This window comes from Bifidobacterium sp. W8103 (assembly GCF_016100775.1).
GTDB classification, from domain to species: Bacteria; Actinomycetota; Actinomycetes; order Actinomycetales; family Bifidobacteriaceae; genus Bombiscardovia; species Bombiscardovia choladohabitans.
The window spans coordinates 1,420,412-1,437,743 of the sequence record NZ_JACFRV010000001.1 but is presented as its reverse complement, the minus strand read 5'-3'; the positions used below and the strand labels follow the sequence as shown (position 1 = coordinate 1,437,743).

Below are 17,332 nucleotides of genomic sequence, written 5' to 3'. Positions count from 1 at the left end.
TTCAACCCTGATTTCTTCCCCTTACTGCCTTATCGGCACCGTCCGAAAACGATAATGGAAGCATGAACGCAACCATGCAGGAAGAACAAACGCTGAAGGAACCGCCTCCTCTGCACCCTGCGCGCATGCCCCTGATGAGGCCGCACAAGGGCAGGATCCTGTGCGGAGTCTGCAAGGGCGTCAGTTTGCACCTGGGTATCCCCGTCTTCTGGATACGCCTGGTCATGGTTCTCCTGGCTCCCAAAATGATCACCTGCGTGGTCTACTGCTTTCTTTGGTTGACACTTCCCCAGGGCGATCCCACCCAGGGAGTCCAACCGCATGATCCGCGGTCAGCCCCGCTGGCGCCCAGCATCCTTACTGGGCAACCAGGTCAGAAGGAGGATCACAGCATCACTCCCGGGCGGGTAACCAGACTGCTGGCAGGCCTGGGCATCATCCTCCTGCTGACCGCGGTCATTCTGCTCAGCAGCGGTATGCGCCCCGCCTTTGTCGTCCCCTGCCTGCTTTTCTGCGCCGGACTTGTCCTGGCCTGGGTGAGGCCGGAGAACCAAGGAACCGGCTACCACCTGCCGGCCCTGATCGGAAGCCTGGCCCTGATCCTGTCGGCTGCGGTAATCTTCCTGCTGTCCACCCAGGAATTGCATTGGGCGCTGACCCTGATAGTCCTGGCCGGCCTGCTTCTTGTAGGCGTAACCGCGGTGGTCGTGCCCTGGGTCGGCTCAATCATTAGCCAGCTGGGGGATGAACGCGCCATGAAGGAACGCGAGGAGGAGCGGGCCGATATGGCAGCCCATCTGCACGATGGCGTTCTGCAGACCCTGGCCCTGATTCAGCTGCATGCCGACGACCCGCATACCGTCTTCACCCTGGCCCGATCCCAGGAGCGAGATCTGCGTAACTGGCTCTACCAGGAACGCACCCCCTCAGACCGGTCCGTCAGCACCGGGCTGAGCCAGATAGCCGCACAGGTGGAGGACGATTCAGGCAAGCCAATCGAGGTGGTCACCGTGGGGGACGCCATGCCCTGCGCCCAGACCGATGCCCTGCTCAACGCGGCCCGACAGGCCCTGGTCAATGCCGTCACCCACGGCGGTGAACCCATCTCCCTATATTGCGAGGCCCGCAGGAATCAGGTTGAGGTCTACGTGCGCGACCACGGTTCGGGTTTCGATGTGGATGCGATTCCGGCTGACCGTCTGGGAATCCGCGAGTCCATCATCGGCCGGATTCGGCGACGTGGTGGCAGGGTCGAGATCGTCTCCCGTCCTGGTTGGGGCACCGAGGTCAGAATGCACATGCCGCTGTCCGAGGCCAGCCAGCATCAGGAGGGCAAGGTTGGTCAGCGTGAAAAAGGGACCGATGCCCAGCAATGATAGGATGCATGGTGAACCATTCATTCACAGACGCATGCCGGTCCGATCCCACCCACACTTGAGGACCCCGCGTCGGGAAAGGCGGGCTGAACCACGCCCATGACCACGACTGCAGCAGAGCTCCATCAAGCCAAGGATGGGTCCGCAAACATCCGCGTAGCCGTCGTCGACGACCATGAGATGTTCCGCACCGGCGTCATCACCACCCTACAGCCGCATTTTCACATCGTGGGTCAGGCGGCGGACGTGGAATCCTCCATCCTCATGGTCGGGCAGACCCGTCCCGACGTGGTTCTGCTGGATGTGCACGTGCCGGGTGGCCAGGGCGGTGGAGGTGCCGAAATTCTGAGCCGTTCCCATCCCCTCTCCCCCCGGTCGGTCTTTCTGGCCCTTTCCGTATCCGACTCACCCAGGGACGTGGGTTCGGTCATCCGTGCCGGAGCCCGTGGTTACGTGACCAAGACCATCTCCGCCAAGGATCTGGTCTCTTCAATCCGCCAGGTGCACGAAGGATACGCCGTCTTCTCACCCAAGCTGGCCGGATTCGTGCTCTCCGCCTTCCAGGAGGACGAGGTCGCAGATGCCGGCCTGGCAGAAGACGACGAACTGGACCGGCTCTCCGCGCGCGAGCAGGAGGTCATGCGCCTGATCGCCCGGGGCTACACATACCGCGAGGTGGCCTCCGAGCTTTTCATCTCCATCAAGACGGTTGAGACCCACGTCTCCAACGTCCTGCGCAAACTCCAGCTATCCAACCGAACCGAACTGACCCGCTGGGCTGCAGACCGCCGCATCGTCTGAACGTCCGCTCAGCAGGCGATGCCCCGCTGACGAAGGAGCTGACGCAGGCTGCTGATGTCCTGGGCAAGAATTCCATCCATGCCTAGCCTGTCAGCTATAGCCACATGTTCAGGGTCCGCATCAACGAAAATCGTATGCCCGGGGCTGATGGCGAAGCGGCGCAGGGCCAGACGATAGAAGAGCGGATCGGAAAGGTCCAGATGCTCCTCTGACGAAATCAGGACGGCCTTCAGGGCAGAGAGCGGCGAAAGTACCTCGGATACCGACTCAATCAGCTGACCGGTCGCTGCCGCCAGACCCCAAAGGGTCAGGCCAGCCCGCTCCAGATCCCCCAGCAGATCCGATGCTCCGGGAAGCAGACCGTTCACTGCCAGGGTGTAGTTTTCCAGACAGACGCGAACCACCCAGGCGACCGCAGGCCCGTGGGTGGTTTCATAGTCGGCCAGTGCCTGCTGCGGGTCCACACCCAGATTGACCTGTCTTCTGACACAGGTGAAGCCCCAAGGGTCCTCCGGGTCCAGCACCATATCGATCACCCCGTCAGGGTACTGCCCGACCAGGGCTCTGCGCGGATCCCAATCCACCAAGGTCCCGGGCAACGCGAAGATGATGCTGCCGCCGGGGGCCGCAGGATCGGGGCGGTCATCGCTGAACCTGTCGTTGCCGGAGAAATCATAACCAGACATGTCACTCGAGACGTCTTGACCCGATTTCTGCCGAAACTCCTGATGCTGCCTTGCCATGCCCCCAGACTAGGCATCCGAGCCTACAACGTGGTCAATCACCAGGCGAAGGCCATGGCATGGATATATTGAAGCCAGCAATGATCGGATCTTACCTTTTATAACCTGCCCTGGGCGGAAGTCCCGCCCGTCACGAAAGGAGCCGTCATGCGTCGGCTGCTGCTCACGTCCTCATTCTCCGCTACCGCTGGCAGGCTGCCCACCTTCCTCGAAGGCTCGCCCAAGAACCATACGGTGGCCTTCATCCCCACGGCCAACCTTCCCCAGCGTTCGGATGGTTATGTCCAGGATGCTCGCCGGGCTTTCACCGACATGGGCTGTCAGATTGACGATCTGGAGGTCTCGACCGCCGATCCGGAGACCATGCGCCGGAGCCTGGAGGAGGACGACCTGATTTATCTGTCCGGAGGCAACACCTTCTTCCTGTTGCAGGAGCTGCGTCGCTCAGGCGCTGCGGATCTGATCAGACAGCAGGTGAACCAGGGCAAACCCTATATCGGCGAATCGGCTGGCGCTGTGGTGACCGGTCCCGATATCGGCTTCCTGGATGCCATGGATCCTCGCTCGGCCGCCCCGGATCTGGACTCCACTACTGGGCTGGGTCTAGTGGACTTCCGCCTCCTCCCCCACCTTGATTCCGAGCCCTTCGCCGAGGTGACCAGGAAAATTCTGGACCACTACGGCGATGATGGTCCCATGGTGGCCATCAGCAACAGCCAGGCCGTGGCTGTCCACGGGCAGTGCCTGACCATTCTTTAGAGAAAACTCCAGTTGGAAAAGCACCCGTCAGCGACAGAGGCTTTCCATGACCTGTCGGGCCTGATCCAAGCGATCACCAGGACAGAGCAGGATGACACCGTCACCGGCAAGTAGCCGTAAATCACCAGCAGGAATCAGCCGATGCTCGCCCCTGCGCAGACCGACTACAGCACATCCGTGCGGCCAGGGAACCTGCCCCAGCAGACGACCAGCCGCCGGGCTGCCATGCTCTATGGGGAACTCCACAGTGACCCTGTCAGGAGCCTGTGTATCGGGAGCATGCCCTCGACGGTAACGCTCCAGAAGAGCCTCGTAAATAGGCTCGACACGCAGCAAATCGGACACCATCAGAGCAGTAAAAGCGCACAGGGCCACGGGGAGCATGTGAACCAAGGAACCAGACATCTCCACCGTCAGCAGGATGGAGGTTATGGGGGCCTTGACCGAGGCCGTAAGGGTGCCTGCCATGGCGCAGACCGCGCAGACCGGAATGATCCGAACGGGCATTCCCAGGGCGGCCGCACCCATCCCGCACAGGGACCCGGTCAGCGTACCGACAGCCAGAATGGGCATGAAGATGCCACCGGGGGCGCCACTGCCGAAGGAACTGGCCGTAAAGAGCATCTTGACCAGGAGCAGAACCAGCAGGTTGACGGCCACCGACCAGGCCACCTCGCGAACGCCTTCCGCCTTGCCGATCAGGTCCTCGCCGCCACCCAGGACGGCAGGCAGCATCAATCCGACCGGCAGGGCCAGGAAGAGGGAGATCACCGGCCCCAGCTTCGAGGGCAGGTGGCTGTAAAGGCTCTGTGCGCCCAGCAACAGACGGTTCATGGCAGCTCCCACCAGGCCGGCCACCAGCCCAAGGGGGATCATCAGCAGATACTGGGCGATGGTCAGCTGGGGCATAGCGGTGAAGTCCAGGACCGGACGCAGGCCGAAGCGGTTCTTGGCGATGAAATCAGCACTCAGGCAGGCCATGGCCGCCGAAAGAAGAATCATTGGCGAAAAGGACCGGTGGATCTCCTCCAGAGCAAAGACCATCCCCGACAGGGGCGCGTTGAATGCCGCAGACAGACCGGCGGCCGCACCGGAGGTCACCAGGCAGGTCTCCTCCACACGGTCCCGACGCAATCCACGGGAAACCAGCTGGGAACCGGCCGCGCCGATCTGCACCGAGGGCCCTTCGCGCCCCAAAGACAGGCCGAACATGCCGCAGGCCAGACCGCCCAGGAACCGTACGCCCAGCACAGGCAGGGCAGACATGCGCATGCCGTGGATGACCACGCCCTCCACCTGTGGAATACCGGAGCCCGAGGCCATAGGAACCCGGCGGACCATCCAGGCCAGGGCCAGTCCTACCAGCAGGGCGGCCAGCAGCCAAGGAAGAATCATCAGGGGCTGGTCACGCATCTGCGCGTAGGCCCATCGAGCGAACCTTGTGCCATAACCGATGCCCTGCCGGTAGAGCACCACCAGCAATCCCACCAGCAACCCGCAACAGGCAGCTCTGAGAGCCACCAGCCACCGGCTGGCTCGACCCGGCCTGGTCGCCTGCACAGGGTCGGAACGATGGGTCTGATCCATCTCATCTGCCGACGGCTTTCTCCAAGACAGGTTCAGCCTCACAGGCCTGCTCCTTCCCTCCTTTGCGCACAACGGTTTCCAGCTTCTCTCAGGGCAGAGACCAGGAGCAATGGCTGAGTCGACGGCTTCAACTCTCAGACATTATGAACACCCGGGATACCAGCTTCCGAGCAAAATCCGCCAGGCAGGAGCCGGGCAAGCAGACGGACACATAGTCAGAGCCCAAAGGCAGTGCTGTCTCTTCGTCTGTTGCCGTCAGATTACCGTCCAGGACGACGGTGTCCACCTGGCCGCGATGGCCCACAAGATCCAGCAGCGAGACCCGACCCGGCACCGTATCCAGACACTGGCGCAGGGTGGCGGCCGAGGCCATGTGCAGCCTTCGGCATCCGACCACTGCCCGCACCTGGCGCAAATCAGGCCGCTCTATGCCCTTGGCCACCAGGAGTATCAGCAGACCTCCAGCATCCTCCAGCAGCAAGAACTTGGAGAGGTTTTCTATAGAAAGCCCCAGCAGGTCAGCAATGCCCAGCTCCATGCCCTGGTCAATGGTGTCCAAGGGCGGGTGTTGAGCGACTCGCCAATTTGTTCTCAAACTATCCAGAAGCTCTCGCACCGGCTGGGGAACCATCCTGTCCCCCGAGCCTAATGACCCCTTATCCATACCGGCTGAGGCGTCAAGCTCTGCTCTGGCTGCAGGATCGGTGCTGTCATTGCCTGGTCTCAAGGTCGCCTCGTCAGTCGTTGGCCACCTCTGAGTCGGGCTTCAGCTCCTTCTCCTTCTGGCCTATCCGCTTTCTGTCTATGCGATAGTACGCGTTGAAGAGACCGCCGGAGGTCAGCAGAACGATCAGAAGGACCAGCAGCCATATGTTCTCTTCGGCATCGTATTTCTCAAGCAATTCATAAGAGGAGGAGATCATCTTCAGCCAGCCTGCGACCGACACGAAGTACCAGGCGGTCGCCTGGTCGAGGAAGCTCAGCGCCCGTCGACGTTCTGATCTGGTCCTGGTAGCCTGACGGAGAATTTCGTGCCCGCGTTTGCGCTCCAGCTGAATCTTGACGATGGGCACCAGCCACCACCATGGCGAGACCTCATCCCAATTCTTGCTGAGCTGATCAAAGTCGTCCAAGAGCTCCTGATATTCCTGCAGCTCCATCAGCCCCTGGAAGAGAGGGAATGTGAAAAGCAACCAATCCCCGATCAGAGAGACAATGGCGATGAATTGATCCACGACCCGACCTTTCCCTTGCAGAGCCGGCACCCAACGGTCGACCCGCGTGATTAAGCATGGCTACAGTCTTTTATTGTAGACACCGGGCTCCAACTCAAACCACTGTGCAACCGCTGACCTCAGGACTGGAAACATACGCTTCAGCGAGCACAAGAATGCCCCGGACGTAGCTCCGGGGCATCAACCAGGCGGACAGGGCGGGATTCGAACCCGCGGTGGCTTACGCCACAACGGTTTTCAAGACCGTCTCTTTCGGCCGCTCAGACACCTGTCCAAAAGACGTGCCGATCAGGCACGTCACTCATCATACGACATCAAGGTTGGGCCGACCACCAACGGAATGTCGGTCGATCCCAGCAGAGGCGGCTCAGGCCTCCCAGGTCTTGGGCTCGATGACCTCCTTGCCGCCCACATAGGGGCGCATGGCCTCAGGAATGACGATGGAGCCGTCGGCGTTCTGGTGGTTCTCCAGGATGGCGACCAACCAACGGGTGGTGGCCAGGGTCCCATTCAGGGTGCTGACAGGACGCGTAGAGCCGTCCTCCAACCGCTCGCGCTCGTTGAGGCGGCGGGCCTGGTACTCGGTGCAGTTGGAGGTTGACGTCAGCTCGCGGTAGCGACCCTGGGTGGGCACCCAGGCCTCACAGTCGAACTTGCGCGCTGCCGAGGACCCCAGGTCTCCTGCGGCGGTGTCGATGATCCGGTAAGGCACATCCACCTTGGCCAGCATCTCCTGCTCCATGGCCAGCAGCTGCTGGTGCTGGTCGCGGGAGTCCTCCTGCTTGCAGTAGACGAACATCTCAACCTTGTCGAACTGGTGGACACGGATGATGCCCATGGTGTCCTTGCCGGCGGAGCCAGCCTCTCGCCGGTAGCAGCTGGACCAGCCGCAGTAGCGCAGCGGACCCTTGCTCAGGTCCAGAATCTCGTCCTCATGCATGCCGGCCAGGGAGACCTCGGAGGTGCCCACCAGATACTGGTCGTCAGGCTCACGCAGGCGATAGATCTCGTCGGCATGGGCATTCAGGAAGCCGGTGCCGGCCATGACCTCAGGGCGGACCAAGGTTGGTGTGATGGTAGGGATGAATCCATGCTCCATGGCCTGGTCCACGGCCATGGTCAACATGGCAATCTCCAGCCGGGCCACATCCCCGCGCAGGAAGTAGAAGCGGGAACCGGAGACCTTGACGCCCCTGCGCATGTCGATGCCAGCCACGCCCACGCCCAGGTCCAGGTGGTTCTTGGGTTCGAAACCCTCCTTGGCGAAGTCGCGCGGGGTGCCGACCTTCTTGACCACCACGTAGTCGTCCTCCCCACCCTCGGGCGCCTCAGGCTCCACTACGTTGCTGAACTTCCACATGAGATTGGTGTATCTGGCGTTGGCCTCGTCGGAGGCTGCCTTGCAGGCGTTCACCTTGTCCGACAGGCTCTTGGTCCGGGCCAGAAGGTCGGCTTTCTCATCAGGAGACGCCGAGCCCATGCGCTTGCCGAGCGACTTCTGCTCAGCCCTGTAGCTCTCGTAATCCTGGAGTGCAGCCCTGCGCTCGCTGTCCGCCTTCAGCACTTCGTCGACGAGCTCGACCGATTCGCCTCGTTTGCGCTGTGATTCACGGACAACATCCGGATGCTCCTGAATGAACCTGATATCTAGCATATCTGAATTGTATGACTTTCAGGGGACACGAAAATCGGCCCCGCACACCCCTTTCCGAGCCTTATGACCTCTGCTGCAACCGGTCCGGCCGCCGCCGACCAGCCGAGAAGAGCAATCACGACGGGAAGGCGGACGGGAACCGTCCGACTTTTATATACAGCTGCCCCGCATCACTTGCCGAACACAGTCTTGCGGAACCGTTTGCCGGTGGGAGTGCCCGCCAGTCCCCCGATGCCGGTCTCCCTCAGTGACGAGGGCATGCTCTCGCCGATGGACTTCATGGCTGCGATGACCTCATCGGGCGGAATCCTGCTGACGCCACCCGATAAGGCGATGTCAGCAGCGATCAAAGCGTTGGCTGTTCCGATGGCATTCCGATTCACGCAAGGCACCTCCACCAGGCCGGCCACGGGATCGCAGACGAGGCCCAACAGATTGCTCATGGCTATGGCGAAGGCCTGGGCGCAGGCATCGGGATCGCCCCCTGCGCCCTCAACCGCCGCAGCGGCAGCCATGCCGGATGCGCTGCCCACCTCGGCCTGGCAGCCGCCTGTAGCTCCGGAGATCATCGCCTTGTTGGCCGTGACCAGTCCGAAAGCCCCTGCAGTGAACAGGCAGCGGATCAGTCCATCATCATCCAGCCCCAGTCGGTTCTTGAGCACGGTGAGTACTCCGGGCAGGGTCCCGGAGGAGCCGGCCGTAGGCGTCGCGCAGATGATGCCCATGGCCGCGTTGACCTCATTGGTAGCCATGGCGGCCTCGACGGCCTGCAACATGGCATCGCCGCTCAGGCTGGTTCGTGTCTTCCGGTAATGCTCCAGCAGCGCAGCCTGGCCACCGCTCAGCCCTGTCTTGGAAAACACGCCATCGCCCTGGGACCCCCTGGCCACGGCAGCCTGCATGACCTGCAGGTTCCTGGCCATTCTTGCCCAGATCCGCTCACGGGTCTGGTGCGAACGTCGCACCTCCTCGTCGATGGCCACTTCGGATATCGACGAGCCGCGCTCTTCGGCCATACTCACGAGTTCAGCGATCGAAGTGAACATGCGCCATGCCTCCTAGTCGATATAAATCATCCGGGACGAGTGACCAGCGATCTGCTTCTGCCGCTGCGCGGAAAGCGGATTGTCCAAATCAAACTCGTACACGGCCATGCCGGCCGGCCCCTCGGGCTCATACCTGGTCTGTTTGGTCACGCCCTCTTCCCGAAGCAGATGGCGTATGTGCTCCAATCGCCGACCGGCGTCGTTTTCGGATTCATCCAGCTCCACCAGCAGGATGGGCAGAAGCCCCGGAGGAGTGATCAGGCAGCCGTCCAAGTTGATACGCCGCACTTCGATGGTCCCGCCCCCAATGGAACAAGCCGCATACATCACCCGACCGGTTGGGCCCTGCAGGTCCAGGACGGCGGTGTTCGGATGGTCGATGGGGCTGGGTTCGTCCTCCTCGTGGAAGGTCAGCTCCATACCCTGTCTGCGGGCGATGCCGATGGCATCAGGCACCCGGGGATCATCCGGCGCAAAACCCAGCAGGCCGCTGATGATGGCATAGTCGGTGCCGTGGCCGCTGTGCGTGCGAGCGAAAGAATCGTAATAATGGATATCGGCACGGCTTGGAACACCCCCGGCGAGGATGTGCCCAACCCGGCCAATGGCCACTGCCCCAGCTGTATGCGAGCTTGAAGGTCCGATCATGATGGGCCCTATGATGTCGAACACGCTCTTGTACTTATCCATGCCTGCCTCCTCTCCCCATACCCCCTGGCTTTCCCAGACTTCCAGCGCACGAAGCCGTTGCAGCTCCAGACCGAGGGGACCACATGGACCGAGTGCAATCATAACTTTGCGATTTTCATAACTCAATCAGCTCATACTGTCAGCGTGATTGCTGTAGAGGGTTCGTTCACGTCGGACACGCCCAGGGGCTTCGGGTCGGCACGGCGCGCAAAATAGAGTCATGCCAATTCCAGCGGTCGTCATCCTCGCCATCCTGGCTGCGGCGGCCATTGCCGTCACTGCGGTGGTGCTGATCGTCCGCGCTCAAAGACGGCACAAGTTCGCCATGCAGATCCTGGCCCGGGACGACGACCAGCTCAGCTACGCTTTCGTTATCAACCCCTCCAAACCCCAGGCAGCCGCCGCCCGCGAACGCATCCAGCAATACTGCCGGGACAAGGGCATCCGCGAATTCAGCTTCATCGAAACCCAGCTGGATCGGGATGGAAGAGCCTGTGCGCGCATGGCACTGGAGCGTGGGGCCAACGTAGTCGTTGCCGTGGGCGGGGATGGGACCGTACGCACCGTAGCCAGCGCCATGGCCTCCAGCGACCATGTCATGGGCATCATCCCCATCGGGACCGGAAACCTTTTCGCACGGAACATGGGCATTCCCGTAGGCGATCTGGACGCCGCCCTGGCCGTGGCCACATCGCACGGCTCCACCCAGGTGGATGTGGGCCGTATGGCCCTGCTAGACGCAGAAGGTGAGGAACAAGGCCATGGTCACGCCTTCCTGATCATCGCCGGCATCGGCTTCGACGCCCTGATGATTGACGACACCGACCCCAACCTGAAGAAGACGGTCAGCTGGCTGGCCTACTTCATCAGTGGCGCCAAGCATCTGTTCGCACCCAAGTACACGGCCGACATCGCCATAACCCGGCCCGACCAGGTCATACAGACCAACACCTCAGTGACCTTCCGTACCTTCATGGCCGGCAACTGCGGGGAGATTCCAGGATTCTCCCTGATGCCCGACGCCTCCTACGACGATGGCATCCTGGACTTCGAGATCATCGACACCTCCGCCGGCCTGATCGGCTGGGCCAACCTCTTCGGTGATGTGATGCATCAGACCATCACGCGCAAGTCCAATCAGAGCCCCCTGTCGACCAACTCCACCATTGTCCAGCTGCAGGGGACAAAGGCGGAGATTCGCCTGGAGAAACCAGCCCTGGCTCAGGTGGACGGCGACATTCTGGGCGAGACCTGCCACATAGCACTCAGCGTTGAGCGCCAGGCCCTAGACGTGCGGGTACCCCGGTCCGATTGAAACCGAAGGAGCCTGTTGCCCCTCTGTCTGCTTTCTCATGCCGGGGTGGCATGATGGGAGCCATGACAGCACAGAACGCGGGCAAGCCTGCCAGCCCAGAAGATCTGATCAACGTCGACGATCTGATCGGCAGATATTACGATTCCATCCCAGACCCTTCCACACCCTCCCAGCAGGTGTCCTTCGGCACCTCCGGGCATCGTGGCTCCGCCCTGACCACCTCCTTCAACGAGGCCCACATCGTGGCTATAAGCCAGGCCATAGCCGAACAGCGGGCCAAGGACGGGGTCACCGGACCGCTCTACCTGGGCCGCGACACCCACGCCCTCTCCCTGCCCGCCTGGAAGACGGCCATCGAGGTCCTGACCGCAAACGGGGTACGGGTGCGCATCGATGCCAATGATGACTACACACCCACACCCACCGTATCCCAGGCCATCCTGACGCACAATCGGGCGGCCGACGGCACCCAGCGCTTCTCCGGCAAGGACCTGGCTGACGGTATCGTGGTCACCCCCTCCCACAACCCGCCCACCGACGGCGGATTCAAGTATGACCCGCCCACAGGTGGTCCGGCTCCGGCCGAAACCACCAACGCCATAGCGCAACGGGCCAATGAACTTCTGGGCGACTACAGGCGGGTCAAGCGTATTCCCTTTGAGGATGCCATCAAATCCGAGCTGGTGGAGCGCTTCGACTACCGGGAACACTACGTGGCCGACCTGGGCAATGTCATCGACTTCGACCTGATCAGATCCTCCGGGGTCCGTCTGGGCATCGACCCGCTGGGCGGCGCCTCGGTCAACTACTGGCCGCTGATCAATGAAAAGTACGGCCTGAACATCGGCATCGTCAACCCGGAGGTGGATCCGACCTGGCGGTTCATGACCATCGACCACGACGGGAAGATTCGCATGGATCCCAGCTCCCCCTATGCCATGAAAGGGCTGGTGGATCGCCTCAACGCCGGGGCCTGGGACTCCTACGATCTGGTGGGCGGCACCGATCCGGATGCCGACCGGCATGGCATCGTCTGCCCTGGGACCGGCGTCATGAACCCCAACCATTACATCGCCGTCTGCGTGGAATACCTCTTCTCCGGTAACCGACCCGGATGGCCCCAGGGCGCCGGCATCGGCAAGACCCTGGTCTCCTCCTCCCTGATCGACCGCGTGGCTGCCTCCATCGGCGCCAGGCTGATCGAGGTGCCCGTGGGATTCAAGTGGTTCGTCGACCCCCTCTTCAAGGGCGAGGTGGCCTTCGGTGGCGAGGAGAGCTCAGGGATGAGCTTCCTGCGCCGGGACGGCCGTGTCTGGACGACCGACAAGGACGGTCTGATCCCCGACCTCCTGGCTGCCGAGATGACAGCCAAGACCGGAAAGAACCCGGCCCAGCTCCACCAGGAGCAGGTGGAGCGCTTCGGCCAGAGCTGGTACAAGCGGGTGGACACCCCGACCACCTTGGAGCAGAAGCAGAAGTTCGCCCAGCTGAACGGCGACGATGTAACGGCTTCCACCCTGGCCGGCGAGCCCATCACCGCCAAACTGACCGAGGCCCCGGGCAATGGGGCCAAAATCGGAGGCATCAAGGTGAGCACACAGAACAACTGGTTCGCCGCCCGCCCCTCCGGCACCGAGAACATCTACAAGGTCTACGCCGAATCCTTCGTTTCACCTGAAGCCCTGGACCAGGTTCTTGACGACGCCGACCAGGTGGTCGCCAAGGCCCTGGGCTGAGCTGCAGACAGAACCATCCCTGGCGCGGGAGTTCTCTATTTTTCTGCTTAGACTGGAACCATGACCAATGACAAAAATCTGGTCGTCTCGACCGACGGCAGCGCACTGAGCAATCCCAATGGCCCCATGGGCTGGGCCTGGGCCGATCAGGAGGGCGGCGACGCGGATGCAGGCGGCGCCAGCAACGGCACCAATCAGATCGGCGAACTATGCGCCGTCCTGCAGGCCCTGCGCGCCCACCCAGGCGAGCACCCTCTGGTCATCGAAACCGACTCACAATACGCCATCAACTGCTCCACCACCTGGGTGCCCGGGTGGAAGAAGAAGGGGTGGAAGAACTCCCAGGGCAAGCCGGTCAAGAATCGCCCGCTTATTGAAGCCATCGACCGGGAGATCCAGGCCCGGCAGGGATCGGTCAGGTTTGTCTGGGTCAAGGGCCATGCCGGCAACACTTTCAATGAGAAAGTGGACACTCTGGCCCGCGGCTACGCCACAGCTGCAGGCAAGGGCAACCGGGAAGGCTATCTGCCTATCGAAGGCTGGCGTTCACTGTTGGCCTCCCCCTACGCCAAAGGCACGCAGGTACCGCCCGCAGTCAAGGATGAGCTGGACGGAGGGCCCCAAGTTCTGGACGAGCTGGGTCGCAAGAAGGCTCGCCTGGATCAGAAGGAGCAGAAGGACCTGGCCGAAACCGCCGTCGAGTCCGAGGCCGTGGATGCGGAGCAGGCCGAATCTGTGGAAGCAACAACTGTCGCAGACAACGACACACCCGACCCCGACATGGCCGACGGTCAGGAAGACGAAGTCGCGCCGGCTTCCAAGGATACCTCGGACGCCGATACGGTTGACCAGGAGACCAGGAACTCCGGGGCTCGGGGACTGAGAGCCAGCGGCCGCATCCGCATCACGCCGCCCCCATCCGGCAGCAGCATGTTCACGGGACAGGACCTGCATATCGTCGGCAGCATCGATATAGATGCGGACATCGACCCTGACGGCTACGTGACCATCCAGGAGGCGCCTTTCCGCCTGCACGCCATCGAAGTGGAGGATTGAGCGGCTCCTGGACCGTCAGGGGCCATCGTCTACACTGGAGTGAACCTGAACCAACAATACCCGCAGACATCAGCTGTTGAGCGCATGGCGGGCATGAAGGAGCGTGTATGGACAAGACCGAGCAGGACAGACTGAAGAAAGCCGCCGGCATCGAAGCAGCCAAGCTGGTCGAGAATGGCATGACCGCCGGACTGGGCACCGGATCCACGGTCCGGTTCTTCGTGGATGAACTGGGACGGCGCGTCAAGGAAGAGGGCTTGGAGTTCACCGGCGTGACCACCTCCCGGAGGACCAAGGAACAGGCTGAAGGCTACGGAATCCGCATCGTCGACATCGACCAGGTGGACCACATCGACGTCACCATCGACGGGGCCGACGAGGTCGACAAGGACTTCAATGGCATCAAGGGCGGCGGCGCTGCCCTGCTCTGGGAGAAAATCGTGGCCGTCAACTCCCGAAGAATCGTCTGGATCGTGGACGAGTCCAAGGTGGTCGACACCATCGGCCGCTTCCCCCTGCCAGTGGAGGTCATCCCCTTCGGCGAGCGCCACATTCTGGATCGCTTTAAGGAGCGCGGCTATCACCCGGTCCTGCGGATGGACGGCCAGGGGCAACCGGTTCTGACCGACGAGCACAACCACATCATTGATCTGCATCTGGATCGAATTGATCATCCGCAGGATCTGGCCCAGGACCTGATCACCACCGTGGGCGTCGTGGAACACGGCCTCTTCCTCAACATGGTCGACACGGTCATCGTGGGCGATCCCAACGGACCCCGGGTCATGACCAACGCCAACAAGTAATCATCAGCGAACCTCTTGCCTCCCGGCTGGAAGCATCCGACTGGCCACGATGACCGGCGATGATATACATGAAGCCCCCCGCGTCCATTCGATGCGGGGGGCTTCGTCGGCCCTGATGGGCCAGAAGTCATAAAGCTACTTGCGCTGGTGACGAGTCTTGCGCAGCAGTTTGCGGTGCTTCTTCTTGCTCATCCGCTTGCGGCGCTTCTTGATGACAGAACCCATCCGAGCCTCCGATCCTTAGTTACCTGGAAGTGTCCAACTTGCTTATCGTACACCGCTTACGGGACGACTAGAGCGGGAAGGCCTTGTAGAAGGCCTCCAGCGCAGTCCGCTGGCCCTGGGCACGGAAGACCACGGTATCATTCTGCCAAATGACCAGCACCTTGTGCTCGTCGTCGCCATCCGCCTTCTCCAGGTAGGATCCGGTGACCGTGCCGCCGCTGCGAACATTGCCCGCGGCCAGCTCCTTGCCGGACATGCCCGTGGACTGGCTGTCATAGAGCGCCTTGGCATCCTCGCTCCTGGACCACTGAGCCAGGTGAAGGGTCACATCCCCGCCCGACCTGCCGGTGGAATAGACCAGGTTGTACTCCTCGATAGGCGTACGGGTGCTCCACTCGCTGTCAGAATCCGCTTTGACACGGGCGAACTCTCCCACCGTATCGGGCATGGCCTTGAGCAGCTCGGAAGCCGAGCCGGGCAGGGGCACCGCCGTGGCCTTGGGGCTGCTGGCTTGCGAGGGTTGTGAGGATGTGGAGGCCGGGACCTGGGCAGTGGGCTCTTGGCTGCGCACCGCCCAATGAGGCCAGACAAAGGCCGATAGGAGCACCAGGACCACCACCGCCGCCAGGGCGATGACCAGACCGATCCGTCGACGGCGTTGCCTGGCATGCGCGGAGGAGTCGGAGGAGGACACGGGTGCAGAAGGATTGTCAGCCATGCCTCCATTCTCTCATGGGCAGGGTGTCGGCACTGCGAAGATGCCGTAAAAGCCTGGTTCCTCGTCCCTGAATCCCGATAGCGTGCAGGTATGGCCAAGACGACGACGCAATACGTGTGCACGGAGTGCGGGTGGACCGGCGGCAAGTGGTTCGGACGCTGCCCGGAATGCGGCCAGTGGGGAACCATAGAGGAATTCCACGAAGCCCGTGTCGTAGGTGCAGGCGGGGGTCTGTCCTCCTCCGGCGGCAGCCATACGGCACCTGCACCCCCGAAGAGCGGCCTGGCTCGGCCCATCACACGGGTGGGCACGGACCAGGTAAAGCGCATTCCCACAGGATTCGAGGAGTTCGACCGGGTCCTGGGTGGGGGCATCGTACCCGGGTCGGTCATCCTTTTGGCCGGCGAGCCGGGCATAGGCAAGTCCACCCTCCTGCTGGAGACCGCCGGCCGCGTGGCCGACCGGGGTGGTGAAAAAGGCAAGGTGCTCTACCTGTCGGGCGAGGAGTCCCAGGCCCAGGTGCGGATGCGGGCCAGTCGGGTGGGAGCGCTCAAGGATTCGCTGTTGCTGGCTTCGACGACCGACCTGGCCACGGTGCTCGGGCTGATTGAGCGCGAAAAGCCGGCACTGGCCATTGTGGACTCCGCCCAGACCATCGTCTCCAGCCAGGTCGACGGCATCTCCGGGGGTTCCACCCAGGTACGCGAGGTGGCCATCAGCCTGATAGACATGGCCAAATCACACGACATCCCCATCCTCCTGGTCGGCCACGTGACCAAGGACGGCTCCATCGCCGGGCCCCGGACCCTGGAGCATCTGGTCGATGTGGTCTGCCAGTTCGAGGGCGACTCCCAGACCGCACTGCGCCTGCTGAGGGCCGTCAAGAACCGTTTCGGCCCCACCGACGAGGTGGGCTGCTTCGACATGGGCGAGCAGGGCATCGAGGAGGTCAGCGACCCCACAGGGCTCTTCCTGTCCACAACCGGACAGGAAGTGGAGGGTACCTGCGTGACCTTCACCTTGGACGGCCACCGCAGCCTGCCCATCGAGATCCAGGCCCTGGTCACTTCATCTGTTCTGCCCACGCCCAGACGCAACACCAACGGGATCGACGCCAACCGCCTGGCCATGCTGGCTGCGGTGCTCTACCGTCACGGCCGCGTCAACCTGCTGACACGGGACCTGTATGTGTCCACCATCGCCGGCGGGCTGGCCAAGGAACCCGGATGTGACCTGGCCATCGTGGCCGCGCTGGCCAGTGCAACCAAGTCCCGGCCCATCCTGCGCACGACCTGTGCCATGGGCGAGATTTCGCTGACCGGGCAGGTCAGGCCTGTGCCTCAGCTCAACCACCGTCTGCAGGAGGCCGCTCGGCTGGGATTCACCCGGGCGCTGGTCCCGCCCGACCGGCATTCAGGAGGCCGAAAGCCCATCCAGGGACTGGAGGTGGTCGAGGTCACCTATCTGGCCGAGGCCCTGGAGGCTCTGGGACTGGTCTGAACCCGGTGGCAGCTGGTCCCCTACCGCACCCTATGGCACCCGCCTGCCGACTCGTTAACCTGCCGGACTAGGATGGAGTCGCTGG

At 62.5% G+C, this 17,332-nt stretch carries 17 protein-coding genes and 1 tRNA gene; 8 read left to right on the top strand and 10 right to left on the bottom strand.

Annotation, left to right across the window (positions count from 1 at the left end; all coding sequences use genetic code 11):
* Nucleotides 1-62 precede the first annotated feature (62 nt).
* A complete protein-coding gene (locus H3U90_RS05530) occupies nucleotides 63-1,376 on the top strand; it encodes an ATP-binding protein (protein ID WP_232340467.1) in 1,314 nt (437 codons plus the stop codon).
* 99 nt (nucleotides 1,377-1,475) lie between these two features.
* Nucleotides 1,476-2,177 (top strand): LuxR C-terminal-related transcriptional regulator, encoded by a 702-nt coding sequence (locus H3U90_RS05525; protein ID WP_198177349.1) that lies wholly within the window; start codon nucleotides 1,476-1,478, stop codon nucleotides 2,175-2,177.
* Between the two features lie 8 nt (nucleotides 2,178-2,185).
* Here H3U90_RS05525 and H3U90_RS05520 read toward each other — a convergent pair whose 3' ends face one another.
* On the bottom strand, nucleotides 2,186-2,863 hold the full coding sequence (locus tag H3U90_RS05520) for a hypothetical protein (RefSeq protein ID WP_198177348.1): 678 nt from the start codon (nucleotides 2,861-2,863) through the stop codon (nucleotides 2,186-2,188).
* A gap of 204 nt (nucleotides 2,864-3,067) precedes the next feature.
* On the opposite strand from H3U90_RS05520, the gene H3U90_RS05515 reads away from it, so the two are divergent.
* Complete coding sequence (locus tag H3U90_RS05515) at nucleotides 3,068-3,679, top strand: Type 1 glutamine amidotransferase-like domain-containing protein (RefSeq protein ID WP_198177347.1); 612 nt, start codon at nucleotides 3,068-3,070, stop codon at nucleotides 3,677-3,679.
* A 27-nt stretch (nucleotides 3,680-3,706) separates the two neighbouring features.
* On the opposite strand, the gene H3U90_RS05510 is transcribed toward H3U90_RS05515, so the two are convergent.
* From H3U90_RS05510 to H3U90_RS05480, 7 genes are all read right to left on the bottom strand, one after another.
* A complete protein-coding gene (locus tag H3U90_RS05510) occupies nucleotides 3,707-5,266 on the bottom strand; it encodes a ClC family H(+)/Cl(-) exchange transporter (protein WP_232340577.1) in 1,560 nt (519 codons plus the stop codon).
* A 127-nt stretch (nucleotides 5,267-5,393) separates the two neighbouring features.
* The gene (locus H3U90_RS05505) at nucleotides 5,394-5,825 is read right to left on the bottom strand and encodes a YbaK/EbsC family protein (protein WP_198177345.1); all 432 of its coding nucleotides are present in this window, start codon (nucleotides 5,823-5,825) and stop codon (nucleotides 5,394-5,396) included.
* A gap of 178 nt (nucleotides 5,826-6,003) precedes the next feature.
* The gene (locus H3U90_RS05500; RefSeq protein ID WP_198177344.1) at nucleotides 6,004-6,501 is read right to left on the bottom strand and encodes a hypothetical protein; all 498 of its coding nucleotides are present in this window, start codon (nucleotides 6,499-6,501) and stop codon (nucleotides 6,004-6,006) included.
* Between the two features lie 189 nt (nucleotides 6,502-6,690).
* A tRNA-Ser gene (locus H3U90_RS05495) sits at nucleotides 6,691-6,775 on the bottom strand.
* Nucleotides 6,776-6,868: 93 nt separating this feature from the next.
* Nucleotides 6,869-8,155, bottom strand: coding sequence for a serine--tRNA ligase (gene serS / locus H3U90_RS05490; RefSeq protein WP_198177343.1), 1,287 nt, complete (start codon nucleotides 8,153-8,155; stop codon nucleotides 6,869-6,871).
* A 170-nt stretch (nucleotides 8,156-8,325) separates the two neighbouring features.
* A complete protein-coding gene (gene sdaAA / locus H3U90_RS05485; RefSeq protein WP_198177342.1) occupies nucleotides 8,326-9,201 on the bottom strand; it encodes an L-serine ammonia-lyase, iron-sulfur-dependent, subunit alpha in 876 nt (291 codons plus the stop codon).
* A 12-nt stretch (nucleotides 9,202-9,213) separates the two neighbouring features.
* Complete coding sequence (locus tag H3U90_RS05480; protein ID WP_198177341.1) at nucleotides 9,214-9,891, bottom strand: serine dehydratase beta chain; 678 nt, start codon at nucleotides 9,889-9,891, stop codon at nucleotides 9,214-9,216.
* 220 nt (nucleotides 9,892-10,111) lie between these two features.
* On the opposite strand from H3U90_RS05480, the gene H3U90_RS05475 reads away from it, so the two are divergent.
* The 4 genes from H3U90_RS05475 (at nucleotide 10,112) to rpiA (ending at nucleotide 14,804) form a co-directional block, all read left to right on the top strand.
* On the top strand, nucleotides 10,112-11,206 hold the full coding sequence (locus H3U90_RS05475) for a diacylglycerol/lipid kinase family protein (RefSeq protein WP_198177340.1): 1,095 nt from the start codon (nucleotides 10,112-10,114) through the stop codon (nucleotides 11,204-11,206).
* Between the two features lie 62 nt (nucleotides 11,207-11,268).
* Nucleotides 11,269-12,942 (top strand): phosphoglucomutase (alpha-D-glucose-1,6-bisphosphate-dependent), encoded by a 1,674-nt coding sequence (gene pgm / locus H3U90_RS05470; protein ID WP_198177339.1) that lies wholly within the window; start codon nucleotides 11,269-11,271, stop codon nucleotides 12,940-12,942.
* Between the two features lie 60 nt (nucleotides 12,943-13,002).
* Complete coding sequence (locus tag H3U90_RS05465; RefSeq protein ID WP_198177338.1) at nucleotides 13,003-13,998, top strand: ribonuclease H family protein; 996 nt, start codon at nucleotides 13,003-13,005, stop codon at nucleotides 13,996-13,998.
* A gap of 107 nt (nucleotides 13,999-14,105) precedes the next feature.
* Nucleotides 14,106-14,804 (top strand): ribose-5-phosphate isomerase RpiA, encoded by a 699-nt coding sequence (gene rpiA / locus H3U90_RS05460; RefSeq protein ID WP_198177337.1) that lies wholly within the window; start codon nucleotides 14,106-14,108, stop codon nucleotides 14,802-14,804.
* A 135-nt stretch (nucleotides 14,805-14,939) separates the two neighbouring features.
* Here the strand turns inward: rpiA and H3U90_RS05455 are convergent, their stop codons facing one another.
* Both H3U90_RS05455 and H3U90_RS05450 read right to left on the bottom strand, forming a co-directional pair.
* Nucleotides 14,940-15,029, bottom strand: coding sequence for a 30S ribosomal protein bS22 (locus H3U90_RS05455; RefSeq protein WP_004268639.1), 90 nt, complete (start codon nucleotides 15,027-15,029; stop codon nucleotides 14,940-14,942).
* Nucleotides 15,030-15,096: 67 nt separating this feature from the next.
* Entirely contained in the window at nucleotides 15,097-15,747 is a 651-nt protein-coding gene (locus H3U90_RS05450) for a hypothetical protein (RefSeq protein ID WP_198177336.1), read from the bottom strand.
* 90 nt (nucleotides 15,748-15,837) lie between these two features.
* On the opposite strand from H3U90_RS05450, the gene radA reads away from it, so the two are divergent.
* Nucleotides 15,838-17,247 (top strand): DNA repair protein RadA, encoded by a 1,410-nt coding sequence (gene radA, locus H3U90_RS05445; RefSeq protein ID WP_198177335.1) that lies wholly within the window; start codon nucleotides 15,838-15,840, stop codon nucleotides 17,245-17,247.
* Nucleotides 17,248-17,332: the final 85 nt, after the last annotated feature.

Coding starts and splice junctions, on each gene's coding strand:
- pgm (WP_198177339.1), top strand. CDS start 11,269: ATGACAGCACAGAACGCGGGCAAGCCTGCCAGCCCAGAAGATCTGATC.
- H3U90_RS05510 (WP_232340577.1), bottom strand. CDS start 5,266: ATGGATCAGACCCATCGTTCCGACCCTGTGCAGGCGACCAGGCCGGGT.
- H3U90_RS05450 (WP_198177336.1), bottom strand. CDS start 15,747: ATGGCTGACAATCCTTCTGCACCCGTGTCCTCCTCCGACTCCTCCGCG.
- H3U90_RS05455 (WP_004268639.1), bottom strand. CDS start 15,029: ATGGGTTCTGTCATCAAGAAGCGCCGCAAGCGGATGAGCAAGAAGAAG.
- sdaAA (WP_198177342.1), bottom strand. CDS start 9,201: ATGTTCACTTCGATCGCTGAACTCGTGAGTATGGCCGAAGAGCGCGGC.
- rpiA (WP_198177337.1), top strand. CDS start 14,106: ATGGACAAGACCGAGCAGGACAGACTGAAGAAAGCCGCCGGCATCGAA.
- H3U90_RS05530 (WP_232340467.1), top strand. CDS start 63: ATGAACGCAACCATGCAGGAAGAACAAACGCTGAAGGAACCGCCTCCT.
- H3U90_RS05475 (WP_198177340.1), top strand. CDS start 10,112: ATGCCAATTCCAGCGGTCGTCATCCTCGCCATCCTGGCTGCGGCGGCC.
- radA (WP_198177335.1), top strand. CDS start 15,838: ATGGCCAAGACGACGACGCAATACGTGTGCACGGAGTGCGGGTGGACC.
- H3U90_RS05465 (WP_198177338.1), top strand. CDS start 13,003: ATGACCAATGACAAAAATCTGGTCGTCTCGACCGACGGCAGCGCACTG.
- H3U90_RS05480 (WP_198177341.1), bottom strand. CDS start 9,891: ATGGATAAGTACAAGAGCGTGTTCGACATCATAGGGCCCATCATGATC.
- H3U90_RS05520 (WP_198177348.1), bottom strand. CDS start 2,863: ATGTCTGGTTATGATTTCTCCGGCAACGACAGGTTCAGCGATGACCGC.
- serS (WP_198177343.1), bottom strand. CDS start 8,155: ATGCTAGATATCAGGTTCATTCAGGAGCATCCGGATGTTGTCCGTGAA.
- H3U90_RS05515 (WP_198177347.1), top strand. CDS start 3,068: ATGCGTCGGCTGCTGCTCACGTCCTCATTCTCCGCTACCGCTGGCAGG.
- H3U90_RS05525 (WP_198177349.1), top strand. CDS start 1,476: ATGACCACGACTGCAGCAGAGCTCCATCAAGCCAAGGATGGGTCCGCA.